The 26498-nt window shown below is 64.5% G+C and carries 27 protein-coding genes; 3 read left to right on the top strand and 24 right to left on the bottom strand.

The annotated features are described in order from the left end of the window. Window positions 1-708, top strand: a complete 708-nt coding sequence (locus CU669_RS02200) for a DUF1223 domain-containing protein (protein ID WP_112142137.1) — start codon at window positions 1-3, stop codon at window positions 706-708. Here CU669_RS02200 and CU669_RS21275 read toward each other — a convergent pair. From CU669_RS21275 to CU669_RS02165, 8 genes are all read right to left on the bottom strand, one after another. Next, entirely contained in the window at window positions 705-848 is a 144-nt protein-coding gene (locus tag CU669_RS21275; protein ID WP_161539561.1) for a hypothetical protein, read from the bottom strand. The genes CU669_RS02200 and CU669_RS21275 overlap by 4 nt on opposite strands. Further along, entirely contained in the window at window positions 845-2008 is a 1164-nt protein-coding gene (locus CU669_RS02195) for a multiheme c-type cytochrome (RefSeq protein ID WP_112142136.1), read from the bottom strand. Before CU669_RS02195 ends, CU669_RS21275 begins: the two co-directional genes overlap by 4 nt. Further along, complete coding sequence (locus CU669_RS02190) at window positions 2005-3900, bottom strand: HD-GYP domain-containing protein (protein WP_112142135.1); 1896 nt, start codon at window positions 3898-3900, stop codon at window positions 2005-2007. Before CU669_RS02190 ends, CU669_RS02195 begins: the two co-directional genes overlap by 4 nt. After that, a complete protein-coding gene (locus CU669_RS02185) occupies window positions 3897-4403 on the bottom strand; it encodes a hypothetical protein (protein ID WP_112142134.1) in 507 nt (168 codons plus the stop codon). Before CU669_RS02185 ends, CU669_RS02190 begins: the two co-directional genes overlap by 4 nt. A 5-nt stretch (window positions 4404-4408) precedes the next feature. Beyond that, entirely contained in the window at window positions 4409-4852 is a 444-nt protein-coding gene (locus tag CU669_RS02180; RefSeq protein WP_146747645.1) for a hypothetical protein, read from the bottom strand. Between the two features lie 65 nt (window positions 4853-4917). After that, a complete protein-coding gene (locus tag CU669_RS02175) occupies window positions 4918-5166 on the bottom strand; it encodes a hypothetical protein (protein WP_146747644.1) in 249 nt (82 codons plus the stop codon). Between the two features lie 29 nt (window positions 5167-5195). Then, window positions 5196-5918, bottom strand: coding sequence for a cytochrome c biogenesis CcdA family protein (locus CU669_RS02170; RefSeq protein ID WP_112142131.1), 723 nt, complete (start codon window positions 5916-5918; stop codon window positions 5196-5198). A 6-nt stretch (window positions 5919-5924) separates the two neighbouring features. Beyond that, on the bottom strand, window positions 5925-6314 hold the full coding sequence (locus CU669_RS02165) for a thioredoxin family protein (protein WP_239988484.1): 390 nt from the start codon (window positions 6312-6314) through the stop codon (window positions 5925-5927). A 299-nt stretch (window positions 6315-6613) separates the two neighbouring features. On the opposite strand from CU669_RS02165, the gene CU669_RS02160 reads away from it, so the two are divergent. Next, window positions 6614-7705: an IS630 family transposase gene (locus CU669_RS02160; RefSeq protein ID WP_112142266.1), complete on the top strand. Its 1092-nt coding sequence runs from the start codon at window positions 6614-6616 to the stop codon at window positions 7703-7705. A 228-nt stretch (window positions 7706-7933) separates the two neighbouring features. On the opposite strand, the gene CU669_RS21000 is transcribed toward CU669_RS02160, so the two are convergent. From CU669_RS21000 to mutM, 12 genes are all read right to left on the bottom strand, one after another. After that, complete coding sequence (locus CU669_RS21000) at window positions 7934-8509, bottom strand: biliverdin-producing heme oxygenase (protein WP_161539560.1); 576 nt, start codon at window positions 8507-8509, stop codon at window positions 7934-7936. Next, entirely contained in the window at window positions 8506-11484 is a 2979-nt protein-coding gene (locus CU669_RS02150) for an ATP-binding protein (protein WP_112142129.1), read from the bottom strand. Before CU669_RS02150 ends, CU669_RS21000 begins: the two co-directional genes overlap by 4 nt. 446 nt (window positions 11485-11930) lie before the next feature. Beyond that, entirely contained in the window at window positions 11931-14381 is a 2451-nt protein-coding gene (gene gyrB, locus CU669_RS02145) for a DNA topoisomerase (ATP-hydrolyzing) subunit B (RefSeq protein WP_112142265.1), read from the bottom strand. A 5-nt stretch (window positions 14382-14386) separates the two neighbouring features. Then, complete coding sequence (recF, locus tag CU669_RS02140; RefSeq protein ID WP_239988483.1) at window positions 14387-15535, bottom strand: DNA replication/repair protein RecF; 1149 nt, start codon at window positions 15533-15535, stop codon at window positions 14387-14389. Window positions 15536-15549: 14 nt separating this feature from the next. Continuing rightward, window positions 15550-16668, bottom strand: a complete 1119-nt coding sequence (gene dnaN, locus CU669_RS02135) for a DNA polymerase III subunit beta (protein ID WP_112142128.1) — start codon at window positions 16666-16668, stop codon at window positions 15550-15552. A 105-nt stretch (window positions 16669-16773) separates the two neighbouring features. After that, complete coding sequence (locus tag CU669_RS02130; protein ID WP_112142127.1) at window positions 16774-17040, bottom strand: type II toxin-antitoxin system RelE/ParE family toxin; 267 nt, start codon at window positions 17038-17040, stop codon at window positions 16774-16776. Then, window positions 17040-17249: a TA system antitoxin ParD family protein gene (locus CU669_RS02125; RefSeq protein WP_112142126.1), complete on the bottom strand. Its 210-nt coding sequence runs from the start codon at window positions 17247-17249 to the stop codon at window positions 17040-17042. Before CU669_RS02125 ends, CU669_RS02130 begins: the two co-directional genes overlap by 1 nt. 56 nt (window positions 17250-17305) lie before the next feature. Further along, complete coding sequence (dnaA, locus tag CU669_RS02120) at window positions 17306-18724, bottom strand: chromosomal replication initiator protein DnaA (RefSeq protein WP_112142263.1); 1419 nt, start codon at window positions 18722-18724, stop codon at window positions 17306-17308. 523 nt (window positions 18725-19247) lie between these two features. Further along, a complete protein-coding gene (rpsT, locus tag CU669_RS02115) occupies window positions 19248-19520 on the bottom strand; it encodes a 30S ribosomal protein S20 (protein ID WP_112142125.1) in 273 nt (90 codons plus the stop codon). 115 nt (window positions 19521-19635) lie between these two features. After that, the gene (locus CU669_RS02110) at window positions 19636-20412 is read right to left on the bottom strand and encodes an enoyl-CoA hydratase (RefSeq protein ID WP_112142124.1); all 777 of its coding nucleotides are present in this window, start codon (window positions 20410-20412) and stop codon (window positions 19636-19638) included. A gap of 23 nt (window positions 20413-20435) precedes the next feature. After that, window positions 20436-20786, bottom strand: coding sequence for a hypothetical protein (locus CU669_RS02105; protein WP_112142123.1), 351 nt, complete (start codon window positions 20784-20786; stop codon window positions 20436-20438). Window positions 20787-20802: 16 nt separating this feature from the next. Beyond that, on the bottom strand, window positions 20803-21642 hold the full coding sequence (gene mutM / locus CU669_RS02100; RefSeq protein ID WP_112142262.1) for a bifunctional DNA-formamidopyrimidine glycosylase/DNA-(apurinic or apyrimidinic site) lyase: 840 nt from the start codon (window positions 21640-21642) through the stop codon (window positions 20803-20805). Window positions 21643-21775: 133 nt separating this feature from the next. Between mutM and CU669_RS02095 the strand changes: the two genes are divergently transcribed. Then, complete coding sequence (locus CU669_RS02095; protein WP_112142122.1) at window positions 21776-22285, top strand: HPP family protein; 510 nt, start codon at window positions 21776-21778, stop codon at window positions 22283-22285. Between the two features lie 48 nt (window positions 22286-22333). On the opposite strand, the gene CU669_RS02090 is transcribed toward CU669_RS02095, so the two are convergent. The 4 genes from CU669_RS02090 to yidC form a co-directional block, all read right to left on the bottom strand. Next, entirely contained in the window at window positions 22334-22714 is a 381-nt protein-coding gene (locus tag CU669_RS02090) for a helix-turn-helix domain-containing protein (protein ID WP_239988482.1), read from the bottom strand. 432 nt (window positions 22715-23146) lie between these two features. After that, window positions 23147-24067 (bottom strand): acetylglutamate kinase, encoded by a 921-nt coding sequence (gene argB / locus CU669_RS02085; protein WP_112142120.1) that lies wholly within the window; start codon window positions 24065-24067, stop codon window positions 23147-23149. Further along, window positions 24064-24789, bottom strand: coding sequence for a ribosome biogenesis GTP-binding protein YihA/YsxC (yihA, locus tag CU669_RS02080; RefSeq protein ID WP_407671532.1), 726 nt, complete (start codon window positions 24787-24789; stop codon window positions 24064-24066). Before yihA ends, argB begins: the two co-directional genes overlap by 4 nt. Then, window positions 24753-26492, bottom strand: coding sequence for a membrane protein insertase YidC (yidC, locus tag CU669_RS02075; protein WP_112142119.1), 1740 nt, complete (start codon window positions 26490-26492; stop codon window positions 24753-24755). The genes yihA and yidC overlap by 37 nt, the downstream gene beginning before the upstream one ends. Window positions 26493-26498 lie beyond the last annotated feature (6 nt).

Here is a 26498-nt window from a genome sequence, read left to right as displayed (position 1 = left end):
ATGGGACGGACGGCGCGGATCATGGGCGTGGCGTTTAGCTTGGCCGGTCCTCTGCTGCTGGGCCCGGCCGTCCGCGCCGAGCCCATGCCGGTTGTGGTCGAGCTGTTCACCTCGCAAGGGTGCAGCTCCTGTCCACCCGCCGACCGCCTGCTGGGTGAACTGGCCAAGCGGCCGAGCCTCATCACCCTGGCCTATCACATCGACTATTGGGACCGCCTCGGCTGGAAGGATCCGTTCAGCCTGAAGGCCGCCACGTCGCGGCAGAATGCCTATGCCCACAGTCTGAATCTCCCGACCATCTATACCCCCCAGATGGTGATCCAGGGCGCCACCGACGTGGTGGGCTTCGACCGTCCCGCCGTCCTGGCGGCCTTGGAAAGCAAGCGCGACGGCCTGCCCATTCATCTGTCGCGGGCTGACGGCAAGCTGGCGGTCGAACTGGGGGCCGGAGTTCCGGCCGAGATTACCGTGGTCGCCTATGGCGGCGAGAGCGAGACCAGGGTGGCGCGGGGCGAAAACGCCGGGCGGATTCTGAAGGATTATTCCATTGTCCGGGTCGTCTATCCCCTGGGACTTTGGGATGGTTCGGCCAAGACCGTCAGCCTCGACCTGTCGTCGGTGCCCGACAGCGCCACCATGGTCGCCGTGCTGGTCCAGGGGGCCGGCCAGGGGCGGATGCTGGGCGCGGCGACCATTCCGCTGCGTTAAGCCTGGCGCATGGCCGACAGGAAGCCCTCCACATTGGCCACGCTGACCGAAATTCCGGCGCGGATATCGCCCATGGTGCCGAACCATTGCTTGCGCTCGGATGTGGCGGGCTGTTCGTCGGGGGAGCGGGCGATGTTCATGGGCGATCTCCCGAAGCGCTGGGCCGCGCGATCTCGGCGGCGAACAGGGTATAGATGGTGGACCGGGTACGGGAATCGGCCTCGGCGATCAGCCGGGCCGCCGCGCCCGCCTTGGGCAGGTCGCGGCGCAATTGGGCATAGGTGACCGAGTGGTAGAAGTCGTCGGGCTGCACCTCCAGCCAGACCTTTGCCCGCGTCGCGTCCCGCCAGTTGATCTCCACCGCCGCGCTCTGTCCCGGCAGCAGCCTAGTATCGGAAATTTCGTGCCAGTCGCTGCCGTCGAACTCGACCCGGCGCTGGATGACGTAAGTTGCCTCGGTGCCTTGCTTCGGCTTGTTTGCCCCGTCGAGCAGTACGGCGTGCAGGATGACCTTAGGGGTGACATAGGTGGGGAAGGCGTGCCCCACGCCCGTCGAGGTCACGGCGAAGCGGGCCTTGTCGTGGTCGGCGGAAACTTTGGGGGTCAGACCGGCGGCGGTGGTGACGGGATCATGGATGCCCCGCCACAGATGCTGGCGATCGGGCATATGGCAGGACTGGCAATTCTGCCCGGCGGCGGCCTGGGGGCTGGCCCGCCATTCCGCCACGGTGTTCTCCAGCGGTTTACCGTTGATGGCCTGATCGGCGGCAAACTGGTGGCAGGCAGCGCAGAACTCCGAACGCTCGAAATCGGCGTCGCCGGTAAAGCCGCCATGGGGCAGGTCGCCCTTGATCGGGCCGAGAGCGCCGGTGCTCCGTTGCGGCGGCCCGAAACGCTGATGGCCGCGCAGGTGACAGCCGCCGCAGGAATTGCCCGCCGCCGCCAAGCCCTGGGCCTCGGACAGGTGGGCCTTGCCCGTCTTCCGGGCCGCCTCGAAGGCCGCCGCCTGCTCGGCCAGGGGCGCGTGGCAGTCGAGACAGTCCTGGGTCTCCTCCTTCGAGAAGGTCAGCAACTGCCCGACCAGACCGGGCGAGAAGGCCTTGGCGTGCAGCGATCCGCTCCATTCCGCCAGCTTGTCGGGGTGGCAGGCCCCGCAGGATCGCGGGTCCAGCGAGGCTTCCAGATCCGACCATGCCGCCGGGGCCTTGCCCTGGGGCTTCAGCGGCCGCGTCCAGTATTCCTCGGCGCCGACGGCGCCGGAAAGGAGGAAGGCGAACAGCAGGAGGATAAGGCGAATCATACGTGCTTCAGCCGGTCATAAACGTCAAGCACGGCGGGCATGACGAGATCGAGCACCTCAACCACTTCCGGGTCGAAATGGCGGCCGGAATCCTGGTGGATGATCGCCATGGCTTTTTCCACGCTGAAGGCATCCTTGTAGGGGCGCTTGGACGTGAGGGCGTCGAAGACGTCGGCGACCGCGACGATACGGGCCGACAGCGGAATGGCGCTTCCCCTAAGACCGTGGGGATAGCCGGTGCCGTCCCATTTCTCGTGATGGCTTTCGGCGATCTCGATGCCGATTTGAAAGACGCTGCGCCCCAGTTCGTTCATGCGCTGCTCGCACAGGCGCAGCACCTCGGCGCCGATCAGCGGATGCCGGTTCATTTCCACCCGTTCCTCGTCGTCCAGCCGTCCGGGCTTGAGCAGCACCCGGTCGGCGATGCCCACCTTGCCGATGTCGTGCATGGGGGCGAAGCGATGAACGGAACGGACATAGCCGGGGTCGATCAGGTCGCGGTGCTCGGGTCGCTTGCCCAGTTCCTCGGCGATGAAGGAGGAATAGAGGCTCATGCGGACGAGATGGTCGCCGGTTTCGGGATCACGGCTTTCCGCCAGCTTGGCCAGCCCCTGCACCGCCGCCACCACCAGGGCGTCCATGGCCAGCGTCCGCGACAGCACCGCATCCACCTGGGTGGCCATGCTGCCCAGGAACTGGCGGTGCTCGGGGGAATAGGCGTCGGCCAGCCGGGATGTCACCGCCAGCACCGCCCCGCCGTCGCGGATGCTGCCCATGGGCAGGAGAAGCGCCGTCTTAAGACCACTCTTCGCCATGGCCACGGCCAGTTCGCCCGCCTCGGACCCGGCGATGATCGGGGTGTTGCCGTGCACCGCGCGCTCCAGCAGAGGATCGGCCAGGTCGGGCCAAGCGGCCACCGGGGCACCGTGGCGGCTTTCCACCCGGAACCGGCCGCCCTCGGGCGCTGCCACCAGCAGCACCAATCCATCCACCGAGACGAAGCGGCGAAAGGCGGTGACGATGAACTCCATGGTCTCGCGCAGGTCGCAGCCCCGACCGATATGGTCGATCAGCCCGAACATGGAATGCAGCCGCTGCGACAGGTCGTTGAAGGACCGGGTCATGCGGCCAAACTCAACGGTCTCGGCCTCTGCCACCTGAAAGCCAAGATCACCCGCGGAGACCCGGGCAAAGCCCGCCACCGTCCGGTCCAGCGGCTTCAAGATGGTGCGACCGAGCAGCAGCAGGACAAACACGGTGACCATGGCGCCGCCCGCCAGCATGCCGACGATCGAAAGCCGGACCAGCAGCAGCTTGCCCTCCATCATGGCCTGGAACGCCCGGGCCAGTTCCTCGGTGGAGGCCACCAGGGCGGGGCCGTTGGACAGCATGTAATTGGCCATGGCCAGGGTATGGGGGTGAAGGGGATCGGGGCCGCGCGCCGCCGCCAGACCGCTGCGGTAGCGCTGCCACTGCGCCACCGAGATATCCAACTGGTTGGTGGAGGGCTTGTCCCAATTGCAGCGCAGGGCCTCGTCACGCCCGGTCAGAGCGGCGGGAAGTTCGCGATTGGCGAAACCGGTGATGATCTGTTCGTAGAGGCTGATCCGTTCCGCTGTGGTGCGCTCGAACAGTCCGAAGCTCTGATCGAGGGAACGGCCCTGCAAAACACTCTGGCTGAGCACGTCATTGGCCTGCTGTTCCAGGGAGGAGGCCACCACCCGCATCTGTCCCGCCAGATTCAGGATCTGGTAGTCGTGCTTGCGCAAGTCCAGCTCGTAAAGAATGAAACCCGACACCCCCGCCAGGAAGGCGCACAGCACGGCCAGCGAGCCGCCAAGCCAGCCGCGCACCGAGATAACCCAGACTCCGCCGATGGCCGCCACGCTCATTTTTCCGGCCCCAGGCCCAGCTTGCCCTCGGCCTTGATACGTGCCGCGACCATTTCGTCATGGCGGTACCATTCCTCCAACTGGGGCGAGCCGGGCTTAAGCTCATGGGCCTTGGCCCAGTCGCGGGCAAAGCCATTGGCGGCGATCCAATCGCCGCCGGGCGGCTTGACCCGCTGAAGCGCGAAGGCGCGCACGCCCTCGTTGCTGGTGAACAGCCCGTCCACCGTGACCGGCTTGCCGCAGAAGGGCAGCAGATCACGGGTGGCGCCTGCGAATGGATCGGCATTTTTCATGGCCAGGATCAACGTACCATCCTTTTTCAGAAGACCGAGCTGACGGCGCCCGGCGCCGCAATCCTTGGGGCAATCGCCGGTCAGGGCGCATTGGATATCCACCACCTTGCCGTCGAAGCTGGCTTCCTGCTCGCCCGGCAGGCCCCAGGATTCGGCCGCCACGGCGGGAAAGCAAAGCAACAGGGAGAGGATGACAATAAGTCCGCGCATGATCCTCACTCCCCGAACGGCTGGATGGCGTAATCGGCGTGGGTCTGGTTGACGATGCCATGATCGTCCATCACCTGATCGATCAGCAGATAACGCAGCCCATCGCGTTCGATCAGGTCGCCCTCGACCGAAACCTCGTGGGTCTGAAGCCGGAGAAGGCGCGGATTGGCGACGTTCGCCTTATCCTTGTCGACCTTGAGGATGGTGTAGAGGGTGCCGTCCTGAGTGCGCAGGCCCACCGGAATGCCGCCGACGGCGCACCAGACGGCGCATTGATGATGGGCGGTGCCCAGAGCGTACATGATACCGGTGGTCTGGCACCAGGAATCGATGACCTCGCCGGTCAGCTTGACCCGGTGGCCGGCGCTCCGTCCGGGTGGAATGGCAACGACCAGCATCGCCAACCCGGCCAGCACCATGATCCAACGCCTGGAGGGAACTAAGCTCATATACGCCTCCTCGGGGCAGAGCGGAGCATGGTCGGCCGGGATACGGTCCGGCCGACCATCGGCCGCTACATCTTCTTGGCGGCGCAAGGATTGGCGGGTTTGGCAGCGCAGGGATTGGCGGGCTTCTTGTCCATCATGGCCTTGTCATCCATGGCCTTCTTGGCGGCGCAGGGATTGGCGGGTTTGGCGGCACAGGGGTTGGCCGCCTTGGCGGCGCAGGGATTGGCGGCCTGGGCATAGGCCCCGGCACTGCCCAGAGCCACGAAACAGCCGACGGCGATGGTAAAGGCGAGAGTCCGGAGTGACGTGAGCATGCGAGTCTCCATGTTGACGACCAAACGCGTTATAACCGCGTGGTCAGGTTCACCAGCCAAGGCGGCATGGTGTCGGTGAGCCGGGTCTCGACCGTCTTGTCGAGCCCGGAAAGGATCAGAAGTCCGACCAGCAGCAGCACCGCGCCCAGGACCGGCTTGGCCAGATCGGCCAGCCGGGCCAGGGCGGCGCGGCGCTGTAACAAGGCTTGGCGTGACCCATAGCCCAAGGCCAGCATGGGCGCGGTGGCACCGATGCTGAACATGACCATGACGGCGGCGGCCTGGGGGGCGGCGCCGCTCTGGGCCGCGAGACCGATGGCGGCGCCAAGGGTCGGCCCGGCGCAAGGCGACCACACCGCCCCCAGCAGCACGCCCAGCAGAAACTGTCCCGCCAGCCCGTCTCCAGACATCCGCGCCAGTATGCCGTTGGCGCCGCCGGTCAGCGGTCCAGCCATTCGGGCAAAGAGGCGTTGCAGGCGCGGGCTGGCCAGGACGGCGCCGAACGCCACCATCAGCCCCGCCGCGACCAACCGAATGGCCCCGCCGTCGATATCGACGGCGAAGCCCAGCGTCGCGACGAACAACCCCACCGCCGTGAAGGACAGGGCCAGCCCACCGGCCAAGGCCAGGGGCGCCAGCCGATGCTGTTGCAAAGCCCCGCCCAACAGGACCGGCAATAGCGGCAGAACGCAGGGCGACAGCGTCGACAGCGAACCGGCCAGAAAGCCGAAGGCGAGGTTGGCGGCGGTCATCTCCGCCTAAAGCCCCTTGCCCACCAGGGCGGCGATGGCGGCGGGATCGGTCTCGCCGGTCGAACGCCCCATCTCTGCCTTGCCCTTGAACATGATCAGGGTGCTTTGGCTGGTGACGCGCAACTGCTTCAGCACGTCCTTGGCGGAGTCGAAATCCACGTCGAAGACCACCAGCTTGGGCTGGGACATCTCCAAGCCCTGCACGGTCGGCTTCTGCTTGGCGCAGGTCGGACACCAGGGCGCGGTCACATCCACCAGGATGCTCTTGCCGGCTTCCTGGGCGGCGACGAACGCGTTGGAATCATAAGCCTGCCCGGCTTCAACCACCTGCGGCACGGCCAAGAGAAAGACGGCGACCATCATCGACCGGGGCTTCGCGAACGACAGAGTCTGCACGGCGATTCTCCTTGAAATTCCCGAGGACACCCGCTGTCGTTCAGCGTGGCGTCTGTAGCGGTTTCGCCGCCCGCCACACGGAAGTTACGGGGCAGGTCGATTTTTCTCGGAGGGCTTGGGAATTATTGCCGTTGGAGTGGCTGTGACCGGCGCACCATGATCGAGCTCCCGCTTAACCTGTTCGACGTCCCATTGCGGTCAGCGCGTTCATTTGGTCCAGATGAATGTCAACGCACCCTACTGTCCTGTTTTTGAAATCAGTGTCATTCTTCACCCCCGTATTGAGGGGGGAGGCAGAGATGGCGCGTGGCAGGGCATCTTCCATCGAACTGAGTGAAGCGGAGCGGGTTGAACTCGAAGGGTGGGTTCGACGGCGGACAACACCACAAGGCGCGGTGCTTCGGGCTCGGATTGTCCTCAGGGCTGCGGATGGGGTGCTGAATCGGGTGATTGCCGAGGAACTCGGGATCGGCCCGCACACGGTCGGGAAATGGCGTGAGCGATTTGCCCGTGATCGCCTCGACGGCCTATCTGACGAGCCCCGTCCGGGGGCGCCACGCTCGGTGTCCGACGAGGCCATCGCGGAATTGATCCAGAAGACGCTGGAAACGACGCCCCCCGACGCTACCCATTGGAGTGTGCGGACGATGGCCCGAGCGGCACGCATCGCGCCCTCGACCGTCCATAAAGTCTGGCGCGCTTTTGGCTTACAGCCGCATCGGGCCGAAACGTTCAAATTGTCGAGCAATCCGCAGTTCGTCGAGAAGGTCCGCGATATTGTCGGCCTGTACCTCAATCCGCCGGAACGGGCGCTGGTCCTGTGCGTCGACGAAAAGACCCAGGTCCAGGCCCTCGACCGCACCCAACCCCTGCTGCCGATGCGTCCTGGTCAGGCGGAGAGGCGGAGCCACGATTACAAGCGCCACGGCACCACCTCACTGTTCGCCGCCCTGGACGTCGCCATGGGCAACGTCATCGGCCGTTGCTTCCAACGACACCGGGCGGCCGAATTCCGTAAATTCCTCGATCTCATCGAAGCCAGCGTTCCCGCCGATCTCGACATTCACGTCGTCATGGACAACGCCTCAACCCACAAGACCAAGCTCATCCGTGACTGGTTCGCAAAGCGTCCACGATGGCACGCCCACTACACCCCGACGTCGTCGTCGTGGATCAGTCAGGTCGAGCGATTCTTCGCTCTTCTCACCGACCGCCAACTCCGGCGCGGCATCCATCGGTCCACCGCCGAATTGGAAGCCGCCATCCACACCTTCATCGAAACCAATAACGCCGATCCGAAGCCGTTTCGATGGACCAAATCCGCCGACGATATCCTCGCCTCGATCCAGCGGTTCTGCACAAGAACGCTGGCCGAGCAGAGGCAAGTTTGATGCGAATTTCGGAATCAGGACACTAGGGCCGATATCAATTTCAAGCGCTATGTGGAAGCGGCAGGGCTTGCCGATTGTTGAACTGCGCCATTAAGCGCGCGGGGTATGCGAAGCCAACAGCAGAATGATGGGAGAAGGTCCGAGGCCGCACCATAGGCCAGGGTAGGGATAGCGAGAAGGGCTGAGCGCCCCTCCGTCGCCCCGCTGTGGCCTTGGTGTTCACGAGAACTATTTTTGGGAGATGTCGCCTCCCAGATGCGCGTCCCACAGGGCCTCGATCTCGCTGAACAGGCCGACCGCGCGTCGGCATGCAAGATCGGCATCAATGGGCTCCAACCGCGTCACCAGCCCCCAGAAGCGCGGCCATTCCTCTGCCTCCGTCGATCGGCAATAAAATCGGGTCGCGGCCATCAGGGCGACAGGCAGTCGCTGGTCCAACTGGCGAGCAATCACCGCCCCGCCCAGCGCCGAGCCCTCGATGACGTAGCGCATGCCCACATAAGCGGCGTGACTGTCCGGCTGGCAACCGACCCACAACGGAGCCACAGCCGAGGCGTCAAGACCCAGCTCGGCCAAGTCCAAGGCCAGATCGACGCTGCGGCGCGGCGGTGCGAAATCCGGGGCGGACAAGTAGGTGCCGAAGGATTTCTCGATCGGCGCGTGCAAAGCATAGAGAGCGGAAAGCGCCGTCCCATAGTTCTCGGCATTGAGCCGCCCGCGAACCAACCTCGCCATCAACGGATGATGATCGATACGCGCATGGGCGGGCCGTGTCGCGGCGCGTAGAAATTCGCGCAGGCTCACGCCCGATCCTCCGTCACAGGGGGAAGCGTGAACCGAAAGCGGGAACCGACGCCGACCTCCGACTCGATCCATATCTGGCCGCCATGATGCTCGACAATCTTCTTGCAGATCGACAGACCGATCCCGGTGCCTTCATATCCGTCCGAGCCGGTCAGCCGCTGGAAGACGCCGAACGCCCGGTCGTAGTCCGCCGCCGCAATGCCAATGCCATTGTCGCTGATTGACACTTCCCAGGCATCGGCGTTGCGAGCGCAGCCGATTTCCACGTCCAGCCGGCGTTCAGGATCTCGGTATTTCAGGGCGTTGCCGATCAGATTTTGGAACAGACGCACCAACTCGCCGCGATACCCTTTGACGACGGGAAGGAAATTGACGATGGCGATCCCGCCACCGGATTCGGCACGGGCCGCCTCCAGCGCATGCAGGCATTCGCCGACCACCTCTTCGAGGTTGACCGGTCCCGGCGGCACCCGATCATGCCCGACCTTTGAATACTCCAGCAGATCGACGATCAATCGATCCATCCGTCGCGCGGCAGCCTGGACGAAATCGACGAATTCGCGAACCTCTCCGTCCACCTGGGGCCCCAACTTGCGCACCAACAAGCCCAGGAAGCTAGTAATGGTCCGCAGCGGCTGGCGCAGGTCGTGGGACGCCACATAGGCGAACTGCTTCAGTTCGGCATTGGAACGCTCCAGTTCCCGGTGGGTGTCGCGCAGGCGCTGCTCGGCCTCGATGCGGTCGTGGACGTCGTGGATACTGCCGATCAGCCGTTGCGGGCGGCCAACGGGGTCGCATTCCACATGGCCGATGCTGGCCACCCATCTCTCCGCCCCGTCGTCATGACGGCGGATGCGGAAGTTCATGTCGAAGTGATCCACCACTCCGGTGGCCAGGCGCTCGAGAAGGCCCTTGGTTTCCGCCTCCGTCCCCGGGGCTGCCAGCAGGAATCCGTGGGCGGAATCGCGCACGAAATCGGGCCCGATCCCCAGGATGGAATCCAGCGTCGGCGAACTTTCCCAGCGGTCTTGGGCGAAGTCGTAGACATAATGGCCGAGGTGGGCGATCTGCTGCACCTCGCGCAGCAGGGCCTCGCTGCGCCGCAAGGCCGCCTCGGTGCGGATGTACTGGGTGATCTTCACCGCCGCGCAGGAGACACCGGCGATCTGGCCGTCGCCCCCCCTCAGCGGCTCGACCGACAAGTCGAACCACTCGGCGTCGGAATCGTCGCGACGCGATGGCAGGGCCACCCGCTCCCCCTCCCCGCTTGCCATCACCCGTCGCTTGATGGCGACTAGGACCTCGGCAAGCTCGGAGGGATAGAGGTCGGGGTCGGTCAGCCCGACAACCTTGGTGGCGAAACCGATATGGGGATTGTGAACCCAGATGTACCGCAGGTCGCGATCCTGATGATAAAGCGTGGTCGAACTGAGGTTGAGGGCCTGCGAGAAGCGCTCCACCTCGGCATCCAGGTCGTGAATGCGCCGCATCTGGCGGATGATCACCTCGCTGACCGTTGTGGCGATGGTGGCGGCAATGTCCAATTCCCATCCGAGCCAGGGTTGCGAGTGCCCCCGCTTGATCTCCACCCAGCGGTCGAAGGAATGGCGCGGAAGGTTGAGTACGCCATCCGGCCCGGCCACCTTCTCCGGCTTGCCGGCCCAGGCTACCGAGCGGATCAGCTCGGGCCGGAACAGCAGCAGCGCTGGATGGCGGGAATCATCGAAGAAGCTGGCCAGCACCCCGCTGGCAATGTCGCAATAGGCGGAGAAATCGGAATAGCGGGCGGACAGGCAATCGGTAGCAAACACCGGCGCCTCGCCGACCGAGCGTATCCATTGGGTCAGCGCCGCGATGCGGCCGTCGGGCGGGGTGGTGCCCACCGTCTTGACATGAACCGCCCCGTGGTCATCATCCCATACCACCGCCGCGCCGCAGCACCCGGGCAGCAGGTCGACGATGTTGGGCGTCCCCTCGGTGAGGGCGGTAAGGAAATCGTCGGCCCCCGCCAGCTTGCGCAGCATGGCCGAATACGTCCGCATGTCGCGCTCGTGGGCGCAGCGCTCCTCGACGCTGAGCAAAGCATCTAGGCGCATGGCGAAGGACTGGGCCAGGGCCACCACTTGGCGACGGGTCGATGGCCCGACCACATGGGGGCGCCGGTGATGTCCGATCAACAATCCCCACAGGCGGCCGTCGCGCAGGATGGAAACCGACATCGCGCCGTCAACGCCGATATTCTTCTGGTACAGGCGATGGATGGCTGAAACGCTGCGATAGCGGCTGAACGACAGATCGAACGGCTTACCATCGCCGGCGACGGGCGGAACCAAATCTACCGGCTGGTAGTCGCGCATCGGAACCCAGCGATCGCGGGTTCGCTGGTACAAGGCGCGGGCCTGGGCCGGGATGTCGCTGCTGGGAAAGCGCAGACCCAGCAGGGATTGCGTCCAGTCTGCCACCAGGCTTTCGCCGACCACGTCACCACTGCCATCCTCGTCGAAGCGATAGACCAGAATCCGTTCGAACCCCGAGACTTGGCGTACCGTCGCGGCCACTTCCGCGGACAATTCGACGAGATCGGCGATAACCAGCATGCGGGTCATCGCCTCATCGAGGATCACAGGGACCGCCGCCGGCCCCACTTCCGGCGGCACTCTTTCGAATTCAACGAAGATTACGCTGCCGCCCAGAAAGCAGTGAAACTCCACTTCGCCGAGGTCGGGAAGAGTAGCCACCACCACCCGCTCGTTCGGCCCGTCGGGGTCAAATGAGGCGCAGGCGGTCAGAACCGCGGGCGGCGGATGGAATGCGCTATCGAGGTTGGCGCTGCGGGTCACCGGCGCCAGGGTGTGGCGATCAAGGCCGATCAGGAATCCGTGGTGCTGGATCTGGGCCGGACAATGGATCGGTTCCCGGGCACATACATCGCCGCCAATCGCCATGACCTCGGACAGATCAACCTTTTGCGGCATAGATCGAATACCCCCACGAAAGCGGCAAGCCCCGTGCCAGAATAGCCCCCAATTCCGCGAGGCTCCGACCACAGTACGCTGATGGTATGTGGCGGAAAACTAATTTTCCGAGGTTGCCATGCACGCTCCCGGGGAATGCGAGAGATCATCTTCTCGCCATGTGGACCGGAGGGCCACCTTTCAAAGTAATGCGACGATCCGCCTCCTCACCGGCTTTCACCTCGTGCTGCTGCTTCCCCAATTTCCACGCTCGATAGCCGCCCATCCGCTTTCGGCCCAATCCGGCCTTCCAAAATCGCAAGAGCAGGAAGCCTCCTCCATCCCCAGCGATGTTGTCTCAAGAAACACCAAAGGCCGCCCCATCCGGAGCGGCCTTTGCATTTTACGCGTCAAGAATTAGCGCGTTACGGGTCGCGTTTGCGCTTTATGCGTCACCCGACAACCGTCTAAACGTCCAGGTTCGAGACCTTCAGCGCGTTGGTCTGGATGAAGTCGCGGCGGGGTTCGACCACGTCGCCCATCAGGGTGGAGAACACCTGTTCGGCGTCGTCGGCCTGGGCGACGCGGACTTGCAGCAGCGAACGCGCCTGCGGGTCCAGGGTGGTTTCCCACAGCTGTTCCGGGTTCATCTCGCCCAAGCCTTTGTAGCGTTGGATGGCGATGCCCTTGCGGCCCTGTTCCATGACGGCGGTGACCAGGGCCACGGGACCGGACAGCGGGGTTTCCTTGTCTTTGGCGACCAGGGCGGCGGCGTCCTGGAAGGTCTCGCGCAGCACTGCCGCGAGATCGTGCAGACGCCGTGCCTCGGCCGAGCGGATGATGGCGGCGTCGAGATTGTGGGTCTCGGTGACGCCCCGCAGGGTGCGGGTGAAGGCAAAGCCGTCGCCTTCGATCCAACGGCCCTGCCAGCCCCGTTCCAGATGGGATTCCAAGGCGTCGAGGCGGGTGGCCACGGCAGCCGCCACCTTGGCGCCGCGCTCGGCATCGCTCAGCACGGTATAGTCCAGGGCGTCGGCGATGGCGGCTTGTTCCACCACCTTCATGGGTACCCGGCGCGACAGCGGCGCCAGCAAGGTCTTGACCGTGCGGGCCTGTTCGGTCAGCGCCCGCAGATCGATTCCGGCCACCTGGGTGCCGCCCGCCATGCGCAGCACCGCGTCGGACAGGCCGCCGTCGATAAGGTATTCCTCCAACGCCCGGTCGTCCTTCAGATAGACCTCGCTTTGGCCGCGCTTGGCGCGATACAGCGGCGGCTGGGCGATGTAGAGGAAACCGCGTTCCAGCAGTTCCGGCATCTGGCGATAGAAGAAGGTCAGCAGCAGGGTGCGGATGTGGCTGCCGTCCACATCGGCGTCGGTCATGATGATGATCTTGTGGTAGCGCGCCTTGTCGGCGTTGAAATCCTCGCGGCCGATACCGGTGCCGAGCGCCGCGATCAGGGTGCCGATCTCGGCCGAGCCCAGCATCTTGTCGAAGCGGGCGCGCTCCACGTTGAGGATCTTGCCACGCAAGGGAAGGATCGCCTGATTGGCGCGGTTGCGGCCCTGCTTGGCCGAGCCGCCGGCGGAATCGCCCTCGACGATGAACAGTTCGGACAAGGCGGGATCGCGTTCCTGGCAATCGGCCAGCTTGCCGGGCAGGGTGGCAATGTCGAGCACGCCCTTGCGGCGGGTCAGCTCGCGCGCTTTGCGGGCGGCTTCGCGGGCGGCGGCGGCTTCCACCACCTTGCCGATGATCTTGCGCGCCTCGGCGGGGTGTTCCTCGAACCATTCGGCCAGCTTTTCGCCGACCAGTCCCTCGACCAACGGCCGCACTTCCGAGGAGACCAGCTTCTCCTTGGCCTGGGACGAGAATTTGGGGTCGGGCATCTTGATGGACAGCACGCAGGTCAGGCCTTCGCGCATGTCGTCGCCCGACAGCGCCACCTTCTCCTTCTTGGCGATGCCGGTTTCATTGGCATAGGCGTTGACGGTCCGCGTCAGGGCGGCGCGAAATCCGGCCAGATGGGTGCCGCCGTCCTTCTGCGGCACGTTGTTGGTGAAGCACAGGCAGGTCTCGTGATAGCTGTCGGTCCATTCCATGGACATCTCGAGACGCACCACGTCGCGCTCGGCGGCCACCACGATGGGCGGCGCGTGCAGCGCCTCCTTGGAGCGGTCGAGCCACCGCACGAAGGCCTCGACCCCGCCGTCGTAATGCAGTTCCACCGAGCGGGTCTCGGCATGGCGCTCGTCGGTGAGCGTCAGAGTCGCCCGCGAATTGAGGAAGGCCAGCTCGCGCAGCCGGTGTTCCACGGTGTCGAAATCGAAATCGGTGTGCGAGAAGGTGCCCTTGGACGGCAGAAAGATCACCTGGGTGCCGGTACGGTCGCCGCAATCGCTCACTTCCACCAGCGGCGATTCGGGATCGCCGTGGCGAAAGCGCATGAAATGCTCCTTGCCCTGGCGCCAGACGCGCAATTCCAGCCATTCCGACAAGGCATTGACCACGGAAATGCCGACCCCGTGCAGGCCCGACGAGATGCGGTTGGAGTTCTGGTCGAACTTGCCACCGGCATGCAGCTTGGTGAGCGCTACCTCGGCCGCCGAAATGCCTTCCTCGGGGTGGATGTCGGTGGGAATGCCGCGGCCGTTATCGGTGACCCGGATGGAGCCGTCGGCGTTCATGACCACGTCGCAGCGATCGCCGTAGCCGTTCATGATCTCGTCGACGGCATTGTCCACCGCCTCGTAGATCATGCGATGCAGGCCCGATCCGTCGTCGGTGTCGCCGATATACATGCCCGGCCGCTTGCGCACGGCTTCCAGGCCGCGCAGCACCTGAATCTGGCCGGCGCCATACTCCTCGGGAATGACCGGAGGGACGGAAGAATCCTGCGGGAGCGGTTCGGTGCTCATCAACGTTAAACCTCTCTGGGGGTCACGGAGGCCTCCGCGACCCGGAAAAACTGTGCCCTATCGCCGAAGCCGTCGAACAGCAGCTCGTCGGTTCCGGTCATCCAGCTCTGCGCCCCCAGGACGCACAGCTCGTCGAACAGCGCGGCGCGGCGGACCTGGTCCAGATGCGCCACCACCTCGTCCAGCAGCAGCAGCGGCGCCCGCCCGGTCAATGCGGCCTGCACCCGGCTTTGCGCCAGTACGATGGCCACCAGCACCGCCTTCTGCTCGCCGGTGGAGCACTGCCCCACGGCCAAGTCCTTGGCGGCGTGGCGCACCGCCAGATCCGAGCGGTGCGGCCCCATGGTGGCGCATCCCGCCGCCTCGTCCCTCGCGCGCGCGCGCGTAAGAGCGCTCCGCAATCCGTCCTCGGCCTGGGGCGGTTCCTGCCCTTCGACCAACCATCCCTCGACCTCGCCGACCACCGCGAGACGCGCCGCCGGAAAGGGGCCGATGCCCCGTCGACAGGCTTCATCCAGCAGCGTCGCCGCCCGGACACGATTGGCCGCCACCGCGACGCCGTGCCGCGCCATGCCGTCTTCCAGCGCCGCCAGCCACGACGGGTCGCCAGCGCCCCCTTCCCGCCGGACCTTCAGCAGCCGCGAGCGTTCGCGCATGGCGTGCTCATAGGCGCTGGCCTCGCGGGCATGGCCGGGCGCGATGCCGAAGGCCAGACGGTCGAGAAAGCGCCGTCGGCCTCCCGCCCCCTCGGAAAACAAGCGGTCCATGGCCGGGGTCAGCCACAGCGCCGAAAGTCTTGCCGCCAGATCGGCGGGCTTGGCGGGCTGGCCGTCGAGGCGGACCGAGCGGCGCTCATTGCCTGCCTCGCGGCCGGTGCCGATCTCGCCGCCGTCCTCCAGCACCGCCGCCACCGCCCAGCTTCCGTCGTCACCAGATCCGTGGCGGGCGATCTCGCCCAGGCTGGCGCGGCGCATTCCCCGTCCGGGGACCAGGAAGGACAGCGCCTCCAACAGGTTGGTCTTGCCAGCGCCGTTGGGACCGGTCAGAACTACCGGCCGGGACTGGGTGTCCAGCCGCAGCTGGGAATAGCAGCGAAAATCCGCGAGGCTGAGACGGCGGATCGCCAGCCGACCGGGTCCGGTTCCGCTGATCACACCCGCCCCGCCGATCACACCCGCATCGGCATCAGCACGTAGATGGCGCTGCCGTCGCTCAATTCACGGACCACCGTCGGCGAAGCGGCATCGGCCATGGCGAAGCGGGCGACATCCCCCTCCACCTGCGCCAGGATATCCATTAGGTAGCGCGAATTGAAGCCGATTTCCAGCGGGCCGGAATCGTAGTTGGCCTCGATTTCTTCCACCGCGCTGCCGTTTTCCGGGCTGGACGCCGACAGGGTGGCGGTGCCCTTTTCCAGCGCCAGCTTGATGGCGCGGCTCTTCTCGGTGGAGATGGCCGACACGCGGTCCACCGCCTGAGCAAAGCTCTTGCAGTCGACGATCAGAACCTTGTCGTTATCGGCCGGGATCACCCGTTCGTAATCGGGGAAGGTTCCATCGATCAGCTTGGAGGTCAAAACCGCATCGCCGAAGGCGAATTTCAGCTTGGTCTCGGACAGCGACACCGTGATCTCGCTGTCGGTCTCGTCGATCAGCTTGCGGATCTCGGCCACCGTCTTGCGCGGCACGATGATGCCGGGCATGCCCGAGGCGCCGACCGGCAGGGTGATTTCCGCCCGCGCCAGTCGATGGCCGTCGGTGGCCACGGCGCGCAGCACCTCGCCCGACGCCCCGACAGCGGCATGCAGATAGATGCCGTTGAGGTAGTAGCGGGTTTCCTCGGTGGAGATGGCGAAGCGGGTGCGGTCGATCAGGATCTTCAACTCGGCGGCGGCCAGGGTGAAGCTGAACGGCAGATCGCCCCCCGACAGCACCGGGAAGTCTTCCACCGGCAGGCAGGCCAGCGAGAACTTGGATCGGCCCGAGCGCAGCGTCAGTTGGCCGTCATCGGCGAAATATTCGATTTCCACCTGGCTGCCTTCCGGCAGCTTGCGCACGATCTCGTAGAAGGTGTGGGCCGGGGCGGTGGTGGCGCCGGGGCGCACCACGTCGGCCGGGACCGCTTCGATGATGTCGAGATCCATGTCGGTGGCGTTGAGCGAAAGCGCGCCGGAACGGCCTTCCAGCTTCACGTTCGACAGGATCGGAATGGTGGTCCGGCGTTCGACGACGCTCTGGACGTGGGCCAGCGACTTCAATAGCGCGGCGCGCTCGATGGTCAGTTTCATGGCGGTTTGCTGACTACCCGATGTGATCTATGACTGCCCCCCTTAGGCAGGGCTGGGCAGTATATCACAGGCTGGAGAGTCCAAAAGCGTTTTCAAGAGGGGTGATCAGCGCTTCAGGTCGCGGTAGAAGTTCTCGTGGGAACCCAAGGCAAGCAAGGTGATGGCGTCTTCCGTGACGGCATAAGCCACAAGCCAAAGCTGGGCGCCTATTCGGAACTTCAGGACGCGCACGCCCGCCAAATCTCCAACCTTGGCCTCACCGGACTCAGGGCTTGCCAAGACCGCCTGGACGGCTTGATCAAGGTGTCGTTTCTGTGCCGCGTGCAGCTTCTTCGCCGCCCGCGCAAAGGTTGGCGTGACGAGAACGCGCATCAGCCGAACCGGTATTCCTCGACAGCCTCTTCCTGACGGGCAATCAGGATATCGCGGATCATGGAGAAGGAAAGGTCGGGGTTTTCCTCGGCGGCCTTGCCGATCATGGACCAATATTCGATCTGCTTGGGAACGGATCGGTGCTCGGTCAAGGCATGGCGCTTGGCCTGTTCGACCAACGATTCCGAGAGCTTAACGTTGATGGCCACGGCGACCTCCGATAGATGTCACCCACTATGGTCCATAAGGCGCCGCAATGGAACCTCTATCCCTGCAACATGCGTCGCAGCAGTTCCACGTCCTCGGCGAAATTCTGGTCGCTGTCCTTCAGCTCCTCGACCTTCTTCACCGCATGCATGACGGTGGTGTGGTCGCGGCCGCCGAATTTGCGGCCGATCTCGGGCAGCGAGCGGGACGTCAGTTGCTTGGCCAGATACATGGCGATCTGGCGCGGCCGGGCCACCTGGCGCGAGCGGCGCGCCGAGGACATTTCCGACAGCTTGATGGTGAAATGCTCGGCCACCTTCTTCTGGATTTCCTCGATGGTGATCCGGCGATCCGACGAGCGCAGCAGATCCTGCAGCACCTCCTGGGTGCTTTCCAAGGTGATGGCGCGGCCCACCAGCTGGGAATGGGCGACGACGCGGTTGAGCCCGCCTTCCAGCTCGCGCACATTCGACGTGATCTTGTGGGCGAGGAACTCCATGACCTTCTGCGGCACGATGACGCCCATCTGCTCGGCCTTGGACTGCAAGATGCCCAGGCGCAGCTCGTAGGTGGTGGCGTGGATGTCGGCCACCAGACCGCAGGCCATGCGCGAGCGCAGGCGCTCCTCGATGCCTTCCAGGTCCGACGGCGACTTGTCGGCCGAAATGACGATCTGGCGGCCCTGGTCCACCAGGGCGTTGAAGGTGTGGAAGAACTCTTCCTGGGTGGCGTCCTTGCCCGCGATGAACTGGACGTCGTCGATCATCAGCACGTCCACCGAGCGGAACTGCTCCTTGAAGGACATGGTGTCCTGATGGCGCAGCGCGCGGATGAAGCGGTACATGAATTTCTCGGCCGACAGATAGAGCACGGTGCGGCCGGGATTGCGCTCGCGGATATGGTGGGCGATGGCATGCATCAGATGGGTCTTGCCCAGGCCGACCCCGCCATAGAGGAACAGCGGGTTGAACGAGACCGTGTCGGCATCGGCCACCCGGTTGGCGGCGGCATAGGCGAATTCGTTGGGCTTGCCCACCACGAAATTCTTGAAGGTGAAGCGAGGGTCGAGCTGCGCCCCCAACTCGTCGGCCTCGGCGGAACCGTTGACCACGGCGGCAGGAGCGCAAACGGCGGGCTTGGCCGCCACCGCCTTGACGGGAGCGGGCTGGGTGGCGACCGGGGATGGGGCCGATTGGGCTGGAATTGGGGCTGGGGCGGCGGTGGCGCGGGTGGCGCCGACCACGATCTCCACGGTGCGGACGCCGGGATTCTCGGCCCCCCACAGAGTGCGGATACGCTCGGCATAGTGGGTGGCGACCCAGTCGCGCATGAAGCGGGTGGGCAGCGCCAGCTTGATGTCGCCGCCATTGACTCCGTGAAAGGTGATGGGGCGCAGCCAGGACCGATAGGCGGCGTCGCCCACCTCGTCCCGCAGCCTGACCTTCACCTTATCCCACTCAGTCTTGACCATTTCCATCCCCACATTCTTGCCATTCACCCGCTGGCCGTCGCCAAGTCTTTGTGCGACCGCGGATCGCCCCGATTCCCCAATGGGCCGACCGAAACAGGTGAAGAATCGGCCTCCCGCCCGGAATGCCGATCCCTGCAACGCCTTCCCCTTTCATGACATCCCCATGTCATGGGCCGGGTGAAGCCGCCGCAGGGAGTCATACTCCCTTGAGGGCAAGGCTGTAAACACGCCCGCCCGTGTTATTACAAAATATTACAAACGGTCTGTGGCCGAATTCACAAACCTCGTGAGTCCGGCAAAGTATAAAAAAGATAAAATTATAGTGATTTCTTGGAGGTTATTTGAATTTCCAACCAAGGTGGGTGACTCTACCGATGTGCGGCGTGACTCGCAACGTGATCGGAACGCGAACAGCGAAAATTTTTCGCTTGCATTTCACGACTCGCGGATTTTGTTGAGTTTCACAACGAAATCGGCCGCGCCCAAGGGACGCGGCCGATTAAAACATCAATGCAATCAGCCTTTTGGCCTAGGCCAGCGGCTTCATGTCCTTGACGCGGGCGGCGAGGCGGGAAACCTTGCGCGACGCGGTGTTCTTGTGAATCACGCCAGCCTGGACACCGCGCATCAGCTGCGGCTCGGCTTCCAGGAAGGCCGCCTTGGCGGCCGGGGCGTCACCGGCGGTGATGGCGAGTTCCACCTTCTTGACGAAGGTGCGGATGCGGCTCACGCGGGCGCGATTGACCTCGGTGCGACGCTCGGTCTGGCGGATGCGCTTCTTAGCCGACTGATGATGGGCCATGGATTGGAACCTTGGAACTGGGATGCAAAATCGAAGGCGCGGTTATATGTCCCCGCGCCTGCCTCGTCAAGAGATGAATCGGAGCCCGGTGGAGAACCAGGCTCCGTCCCCACATCTAGCGGTTTTTAAAGGCCGGCTTGCGCTTCTCGACGAAGGCGGCCATGCCCTCCTTCTGATCCTCGGTGGAGAAGGTGGAGTGGAACAGGCGGCGCTCGAAAGTGATGCCCATGCTCAGCGAGGTCTCGAAGGCGGCGTTGACCGATTCCTTGCACAGCATGACGATGGGGCGCGACAGATTGGCGATCTTGCCCGCCACCTTGACCGCTTCCTCCACCAGATCGGCCACCGCCAGGACGCGGCTGACCAGGCCAGCGCGCTCGGCCTCGGCGGCATCCATCATGCGGCCGGTCAGGCACATTTCCATGGCCTTGGACTTGCCGATGGCGCGGGTCAGACGTTGGGTGCCGCCAGCGCCGGGGATGGTCCCGATGGTGATCTCGGGCTGGCCGAACTTGGCGTTGTCGCCCGCCAGGATGAAGTCGCACATCATGGCGACCTCGCAGCCGCCGCCCAGCGCGAAGCCGGCCACCGCCGCCACGATGGGCTTGCGGCACTTGGTGATCTGTTCCCAGCCATTGGTGATGAAGTTGGACAGATACACGTCCATATAGCCGCGAGAGGCCATTTCCTTGATATCGGCACCGGCGGCGAAGGCCTTGTCCGAACCGGTCAGCACGATGGCGCCGATGCCGTCATCGGCCTCGAAGGCGTCCAGGGCCTGGCCCAACTCGGAGATCAGGGCGGCGCAGAGCGCGTTCATGGCCTGGGGCCGGTTCAGCGCGATCAGACCGACATTGCCGCGGGTCTCGACGGAGATGTTTTCGAAAGCCATGAGTTCGGATCCTTCCTTAGCGATTATTCCGGTGATATGGCGAAACGGATGGTCAGCACGCGCCCCTGGGTGGTGGGGTCGAGCCGCAACACCTCGGCCTCGCGGCGATAGACGGTGTCGCTCTCGCGGGTCCAGCCCAACTGCGGCAGGGTGGCGGCATAAAATCTCAGGACATCGGCGGATTTGACGCTGCCCCGGGCATAGGTCTCGACGATGCGGCCCCCGGGGGAATCGAAGGCGACGCCGGACCCCACCGCCTCGGCAAGGCCTGGGGCCAGCGGCAGATCCTCGTAGGCGCTCAGGAACCCCTCGGCCAGCGCGGGGGCGGCGAGGAGAATCAACAAAGCGGTAACGGCATGCCGGATAAAAGCCATGACGAACGCTATACCATCACATTTGCCGCTCTGCACAATAGAAAGTGGAGCGTCCGGCCTGGACGATCCGTTGGATGCCAGGGCAGCGGGGGGCGCCGGGGCAATCGGGGCAGCGCTGGCCCGCGCGGCCATAGACCTTGAATTCGTGCTGGAAATAACCCAGTTCGCCGTCGGGCCGCACATGATCCTTCAACGACGACCCGCCCGCCGCGATGGCGTCTTGCAAGACATTCTTGATAGCCGTCACCAGCGGCGCGATTTCGCCAAGCTTGAGAGACCCCGCCTCGCGCTGGGGCGAAATGCCCGCGCGAAACAGCGCCTCGCACACATAAATATTGCCGAGACCCGCCACCAGGGTCTGGTCCAGCAGGGCCGACTTGATGGGAGTGGCCTTTCCCATCAGCGCGGCGGCAAGAACGCCCGCGTCGAAGCCGGGCTCCAGCGGTTCCGGCCCCATATCCTTCAGCAGGGGATGGCTGTCCATTTCAGCGGCGTCGCACAGGGTCAAAAGCCCGAAACGGCGCGGATCGGTCAGGGTGACCAGTACGCCGTCCTCGGTGATGAATTCCACATGGTCATGGCGGCCGGGCGGCGTATTGCGCAGGCCGGAGATCACCATGCGCCCCGACATGCCAAGATGGCCCAGCATGACGAGGCCGCCGTCAAGACGGGTCACCAGATACTTGGCGCGACGGCCGACGCTGTCGACACGACGGCCGGTCAGTCGTCGCGCCATGTCGGCAGGAAAGGGGATGCGCAGGCCCGCGCGGTGGCAGACGACCGACGCGAAGCGGCGGCCTTCCCACACTTTGGACAGGCCACGGGCAACGGTCTCGACTTCGGGCAGTTCGGGCATGGCGACACTATAAGACAGCGCGGGGCGTTCGTCAGGCCCCATATGGGACGCGCGAGATTTATGGGAGCGGTATTGCAAGCGCGACGCCTGAAGGCGCATATAATGGGCATCTTCTCGACACAAGGGACATCTGATGCCACGCCGTTTTGTCTTTCGTCATCAGAACGCCGCTTGCATGCCGTGCTGGCTCAAGGCCGCGTTGGGCACGGTGATTTCCCTCGGAATCATTTCCCTGCTGGACGACATGGGAGGCGCCCCCCTGTTGGCGGCGCCGCTGGGAGCCTCGGCCATGCTGGTTTTCGGCATGCCGGAATCTCCCATGTCGCAACCGGCCAATGTGGTTGGCGGCCATGTGATCGCCACATTGATCGGGCTGGCATTCGATCATTTTCTTCCAGGTGGCTGGGCGATGATGGCGCTGTCGGTGGCGACGGTGATGGTGACGTTGGCGGCATTGCGGTTGACCCATCCGCCGGCCGGGGGCGACCCGCTGGTCATCATGATGGCCCACCCCGGATGGGGCTTCTTGCTGATGCCGGTCCTGCTGGGCGCCGTCATCCTGGTGGTGGTGGCGGTACTGATTCACCGGCTGCCGCCGCGAGCCGCCTATCCCCTGCCGATCCATCCACCCGCGGAGACATGAGAGGTCATATGCGCTTTCCGGGCCCGCCCGGCTGGAAAGCGCGGCGGCCTATTCGGCGTCGTCGCGACTGCTCAGGGCCTTGGCCAGGTCGTAAATACGACGACGCACATCCGGGTCCGTGATGGAATAGTAGTTGCGCACCAGTTCCAGGGTTTCCCGACGCAGCCTGGGATCGGCCTCGGCCGGAACCGGCTCCTCCAAGGGCGGTTCACGCCCCATTTGCACCGGGCTCATGGCGCTGACCGAGTCGGCCATGTCGTCGAAGAAATACGACACCGGAACTTCCAGCGCCCGCGTCAGATCGAACAGCCGCGAACAGCTCACCCGGTTGGCGCCCCGTTCATATTTCTGAACCTGCTGAAAGGTGAGGCCGATCATTTCGCCCAGCCTTTCCTGACTGAGCCCCAAAAGGGTGCGACGCAGCCGCATGCGTGAGCCGACATGGACATCAATCGGATTGGGCGCTCCTGCGGGCGTCCGACCTCGGTTTGCCTTTTTGCGGGGCATGGTTCCCTCTGTATTCATGAATTGCCCAATACTTGCCCAGTAGTTATGCAAAGGCAAGCGGGAAAAAGCACGCGAAATAAGGGAAAAACTATGTAGATGCCTATCAATACACAAACACGGAATCAAGCCTTGTACTTTCGGCAACCGTTTGGACGTGGGTGCTTTCCACTCTTCTTTGTTGGTCACTGGCCACAAGCCTCTGGGTACGGGCTATTCGACTGATGCGCTTATTGTATAACTAAAGGATGGTTCTGTATTTCACGCATGGAACCCAGGGTCTTTGAATGGACAAAAGCGCCGAGGCGAAGGCCGCCACGGCGCTTGATGACAGGTCGATAAACTGGGAAAACCGGCCTATTCGGCCTTGATCAGGGTGCCGACACCATGGGGGGTGAACAGTTCCAGCAGTATGGCGTGCGGAACCCGTCCATCCAAAATAACCGCGGCGTCGACGCCGCCTTCGACCGCCTGGAGGCAGGTTTCGACCTTTGGAATCATTCCACCAGAAATAGTGCCGTCGGCGATATAGGCCTTGACCTGGGAGGCGGTCATTTCCGGGATCAGGTTGCCGGTTTTGTCCAGCACGCCCGCCACATCGGTCAGCATCAGCAGGCGGCGCGAATTGGTCGCCCCCGCGATGGCGCCCGCCGCGGTGTCGGCGTTGATGTTGTAGGTCTCGCCCGCTGGCCCCATGCCCACCGGAGCGATCACCGGGATGATGTCGGATTCGCGGAAGAAATCCAGGATATGGGGGGTGATCTCCGCCGGTTCGCCGACGAAGCCCAGGTCCAGCACCTTCTCGATTTGGGAGTCCGGATCCTTGACGGTGCGCCGCAGCTTGCGGGCGCGGATCAGGTGACCGTCCTTGCCCGACAGGCCGACGGCGAAGCCGCCCGCCTCGTTGATGGCCGAGACGATCTGCTTGTTGATCTTGCCCGCCAGGATCATTTCCACCACCTCGACGGTGGCCTCGTCGGTGAAGCGCAGTCCGTCGACGCGGGGCGTCTGGATGTCGAGCCGCTTGAGCATGGCGTCGATTTGCGGCCCGCCGCCGTGGACGACGATGGGATTGATGCCCACCTGCTTCAGCAGAACCACGTCGCGGGCGAACAGCCGGGCCAGATCGTCGGATTCCATGGCATGACCGCCGAACTTGATCACCAGCGTCTCGTCGGAGAACTGGCGCATGAAGGGCAGCGCCTCGGACAGGGTCTTGGCGCGCTCCAGCCAGGCCTTGCGATCATGCAGGATATCGGGGGATTGGGGGGCGCTCATGGGGACGCTCCTTGGCTGAGGGTGGTCAGTTCGGCGCGGAGTTCGGGAATGCCGAACCCGGTCTCGGACGAAGTGGCGATAATGACCGGATGGGCGGCGACCCGGCTTTTCAGTTCGGCGGCGGTGCGTTCGCGCACCGATTCCAACTCGGCGGGCTTGATCTTGTCGGCCTTGGTCAGCACCACCTGATAGACCACCGCCGCCTTATCCAGCATGGCCATCATGTCGCGGTCGCTGTCCTTGAGCCCGTGGCGGGAATCCACCAGAACGATGGCGCGGCGCAGCACGGCGCGCCCCTTCAGGAAGCCGTTGACCAGCCGGGTCCATTTCTCCACCAGCCCCTTGGGGGCGCTGGCGAAGCCATAACCGGGCATGTCCACCAGAACCAGCCGCCCCCCCAAGTCGAAATAATTCAGCTCCTGGGTGCGGCCCGGCGTGTTGGAGGTGCGCGCCAGGGTATTGCGGCCGGTCAGGGCGTTGATCAGACTGGACTTGCCCACATTGGAGCGCCCGGCGAAGGCCACTTCCGGCAGGCGGGCGGCGGGCAGGCCGCTCAGCGCGGCGACCCCCAGCATGAAGGTGCATTCACGGGCGAACAGCAGACGGCCAGCCTCCAGGAGGCTGGCCTGCTCATGGCTCGGTTGGGCAGCCTCGACGAGGCTGGCCTGCTCGGGATCGGGTCCGCTCAGGACGAGGCCTCCGCCTTCTTCATGATGACCCACTGCTGCAAGATGGACAGCGTGTTGCTCCAAGCCCAGTAGATCACCAGGCCCGAGGCGAAGTTGGCCAGCATGAAGGTGAAGATCAGCGGCAGGAACTGCATCATCTTGGCCTGGACCGGATCGGTCGGCTGCGGATTCAGCTTCTGCTGCAGATACATGGTGATGCCCATGATGATCGGCCAGATACCCAGGTGCAGCAGATGGGGCGGATCCCACGGGATCACCCCGAACAGGGTGAAGATATTGGTGTGATCCTGGGCCGACAGATCGGTGATCCAGCCATAGAACGGGGCGTGGCGCATCTCGATGGTGACGAACAGCACCTTATAGAGCGCGAAGAACACCGGAATCTGCACCAGGATGGGCAGGCAGCCCGAGACCGGATTGACCTTCTCGGCCTTGTAGAGCGCCATCATCTCTTGTTGCAGGCGGACCTTGTCGTCGCCGAAGCGGCCCTGCAGCCCCTGGATCTGCGGCTGCAGCTTCTTCATCTTGCTCATGGCCACATAGGACTTGTTGGCCAGCGGGAACATGATCAGCTTGAGCACCACGGTCAGCGCCAGGATGGCGAGACCCATATTGCCCAGCGCGTCGTGCAGCATCTGCAGCAGATAGAAGAACGGCTTGGTCAGGAAGTAGAACCAGCCGAAATCGATGGCGAGGTCGAAGCGGTCGATGCCCAGCTTCTCGGAATAGCCGTCCAGCAAGCTGACCTGCTTGGCGCCCGCGAACAGGTGGAAGTCCGCCGCCTCGGCCTTGCCCGGCTCGACGATGCGCGCAGCACCCAGGTAATCCACCTGATAGCGTTCGGAATTGTCGATGCGCTGATGAACGAAGCGGCCGGTGACCTTGGTCTTGGCGGGCGGCACCAGGGCGGCCAGCCAGTACTTGTCGGTGATGCCGGCCCAGCCGCCCACCGTGTCATAGCGGGCGGTGCCTTCCTTCTTCAAATCCTCGTACTTCATTTCCTTCAAGGTGCCGTCGAACACGCCCAGCGGACCTTCGTGAAGGATATACATTCCGGCCACCGCCGGGGTGCCGGTGCGGGCCAGCAGGGAATAGGGGTGCAGCGAGACCGGCTTGCCGCCGTAATTCTCCACCCGCTCGTCCACCGTGAACATGTAGTTGGAATCCACCGAGACGGTGCGCACGAAGCGCAAGCCATCGCCGTTGTCCCAGGTCAGAACCAGCTTCGCGTCCGGGGTCAGCGGGGCGGTGGACTGGGCCGCCCACACGGTGTCGGGGCCGGGCACCTTGACCGCCGGGTCGCTGGCCACCCAGCCGAACTCGGCCCAATAGGGCTCGGGCGAGCCGGCCGGGGACAGCAGGTTGATCTCGGGGCTGTTGCCGTCGGTGGTCGCGCGGTACTTGGCCAGGGTCAGATCGTCAATGCGGGCGCCGGTCAGATTGAGCGAGCCATGCACCGAAGGAGTGCTGATGGCGACGCGGCGGCTCTTGGTCAGGGCGCCGTCGCGGGATTCGGCGGCGGTGGCGGCCGCTGCGGCGGGGGCCACGGTGGCAACGCCAGGAACCTGCGGCACCGGCGCGGCGGCCGGAGCGGTGGCGGCCGAGGGCTTGCCGTCGGCGGCTTTCTGCTCGGTCGCCTGAGGCACCGGAGGCTTGGCCGGCACGAAATACTGCCAGCCGATCATGATCGCGACGGAAATGGCGATGGCGAGGAAAAGGTTGCGCTGATCGTTCATGACATC

The sequence above is a fragment of the Paramagnetospirillum kuznetsovii genome (genome assembly GCF_003284725.1).
Taxonomy (GTDB): domain Bacteria; phylum Pseudomonadota; class Alphaproteobacteria; order Rhodospirillales; family Magnetospirillaceae; genus Phaeospirillum; species Phaeospirillum kuznetsovii.
This window is presented reverse-complemented; position numbering and strand designations above follow the sequence as displayed.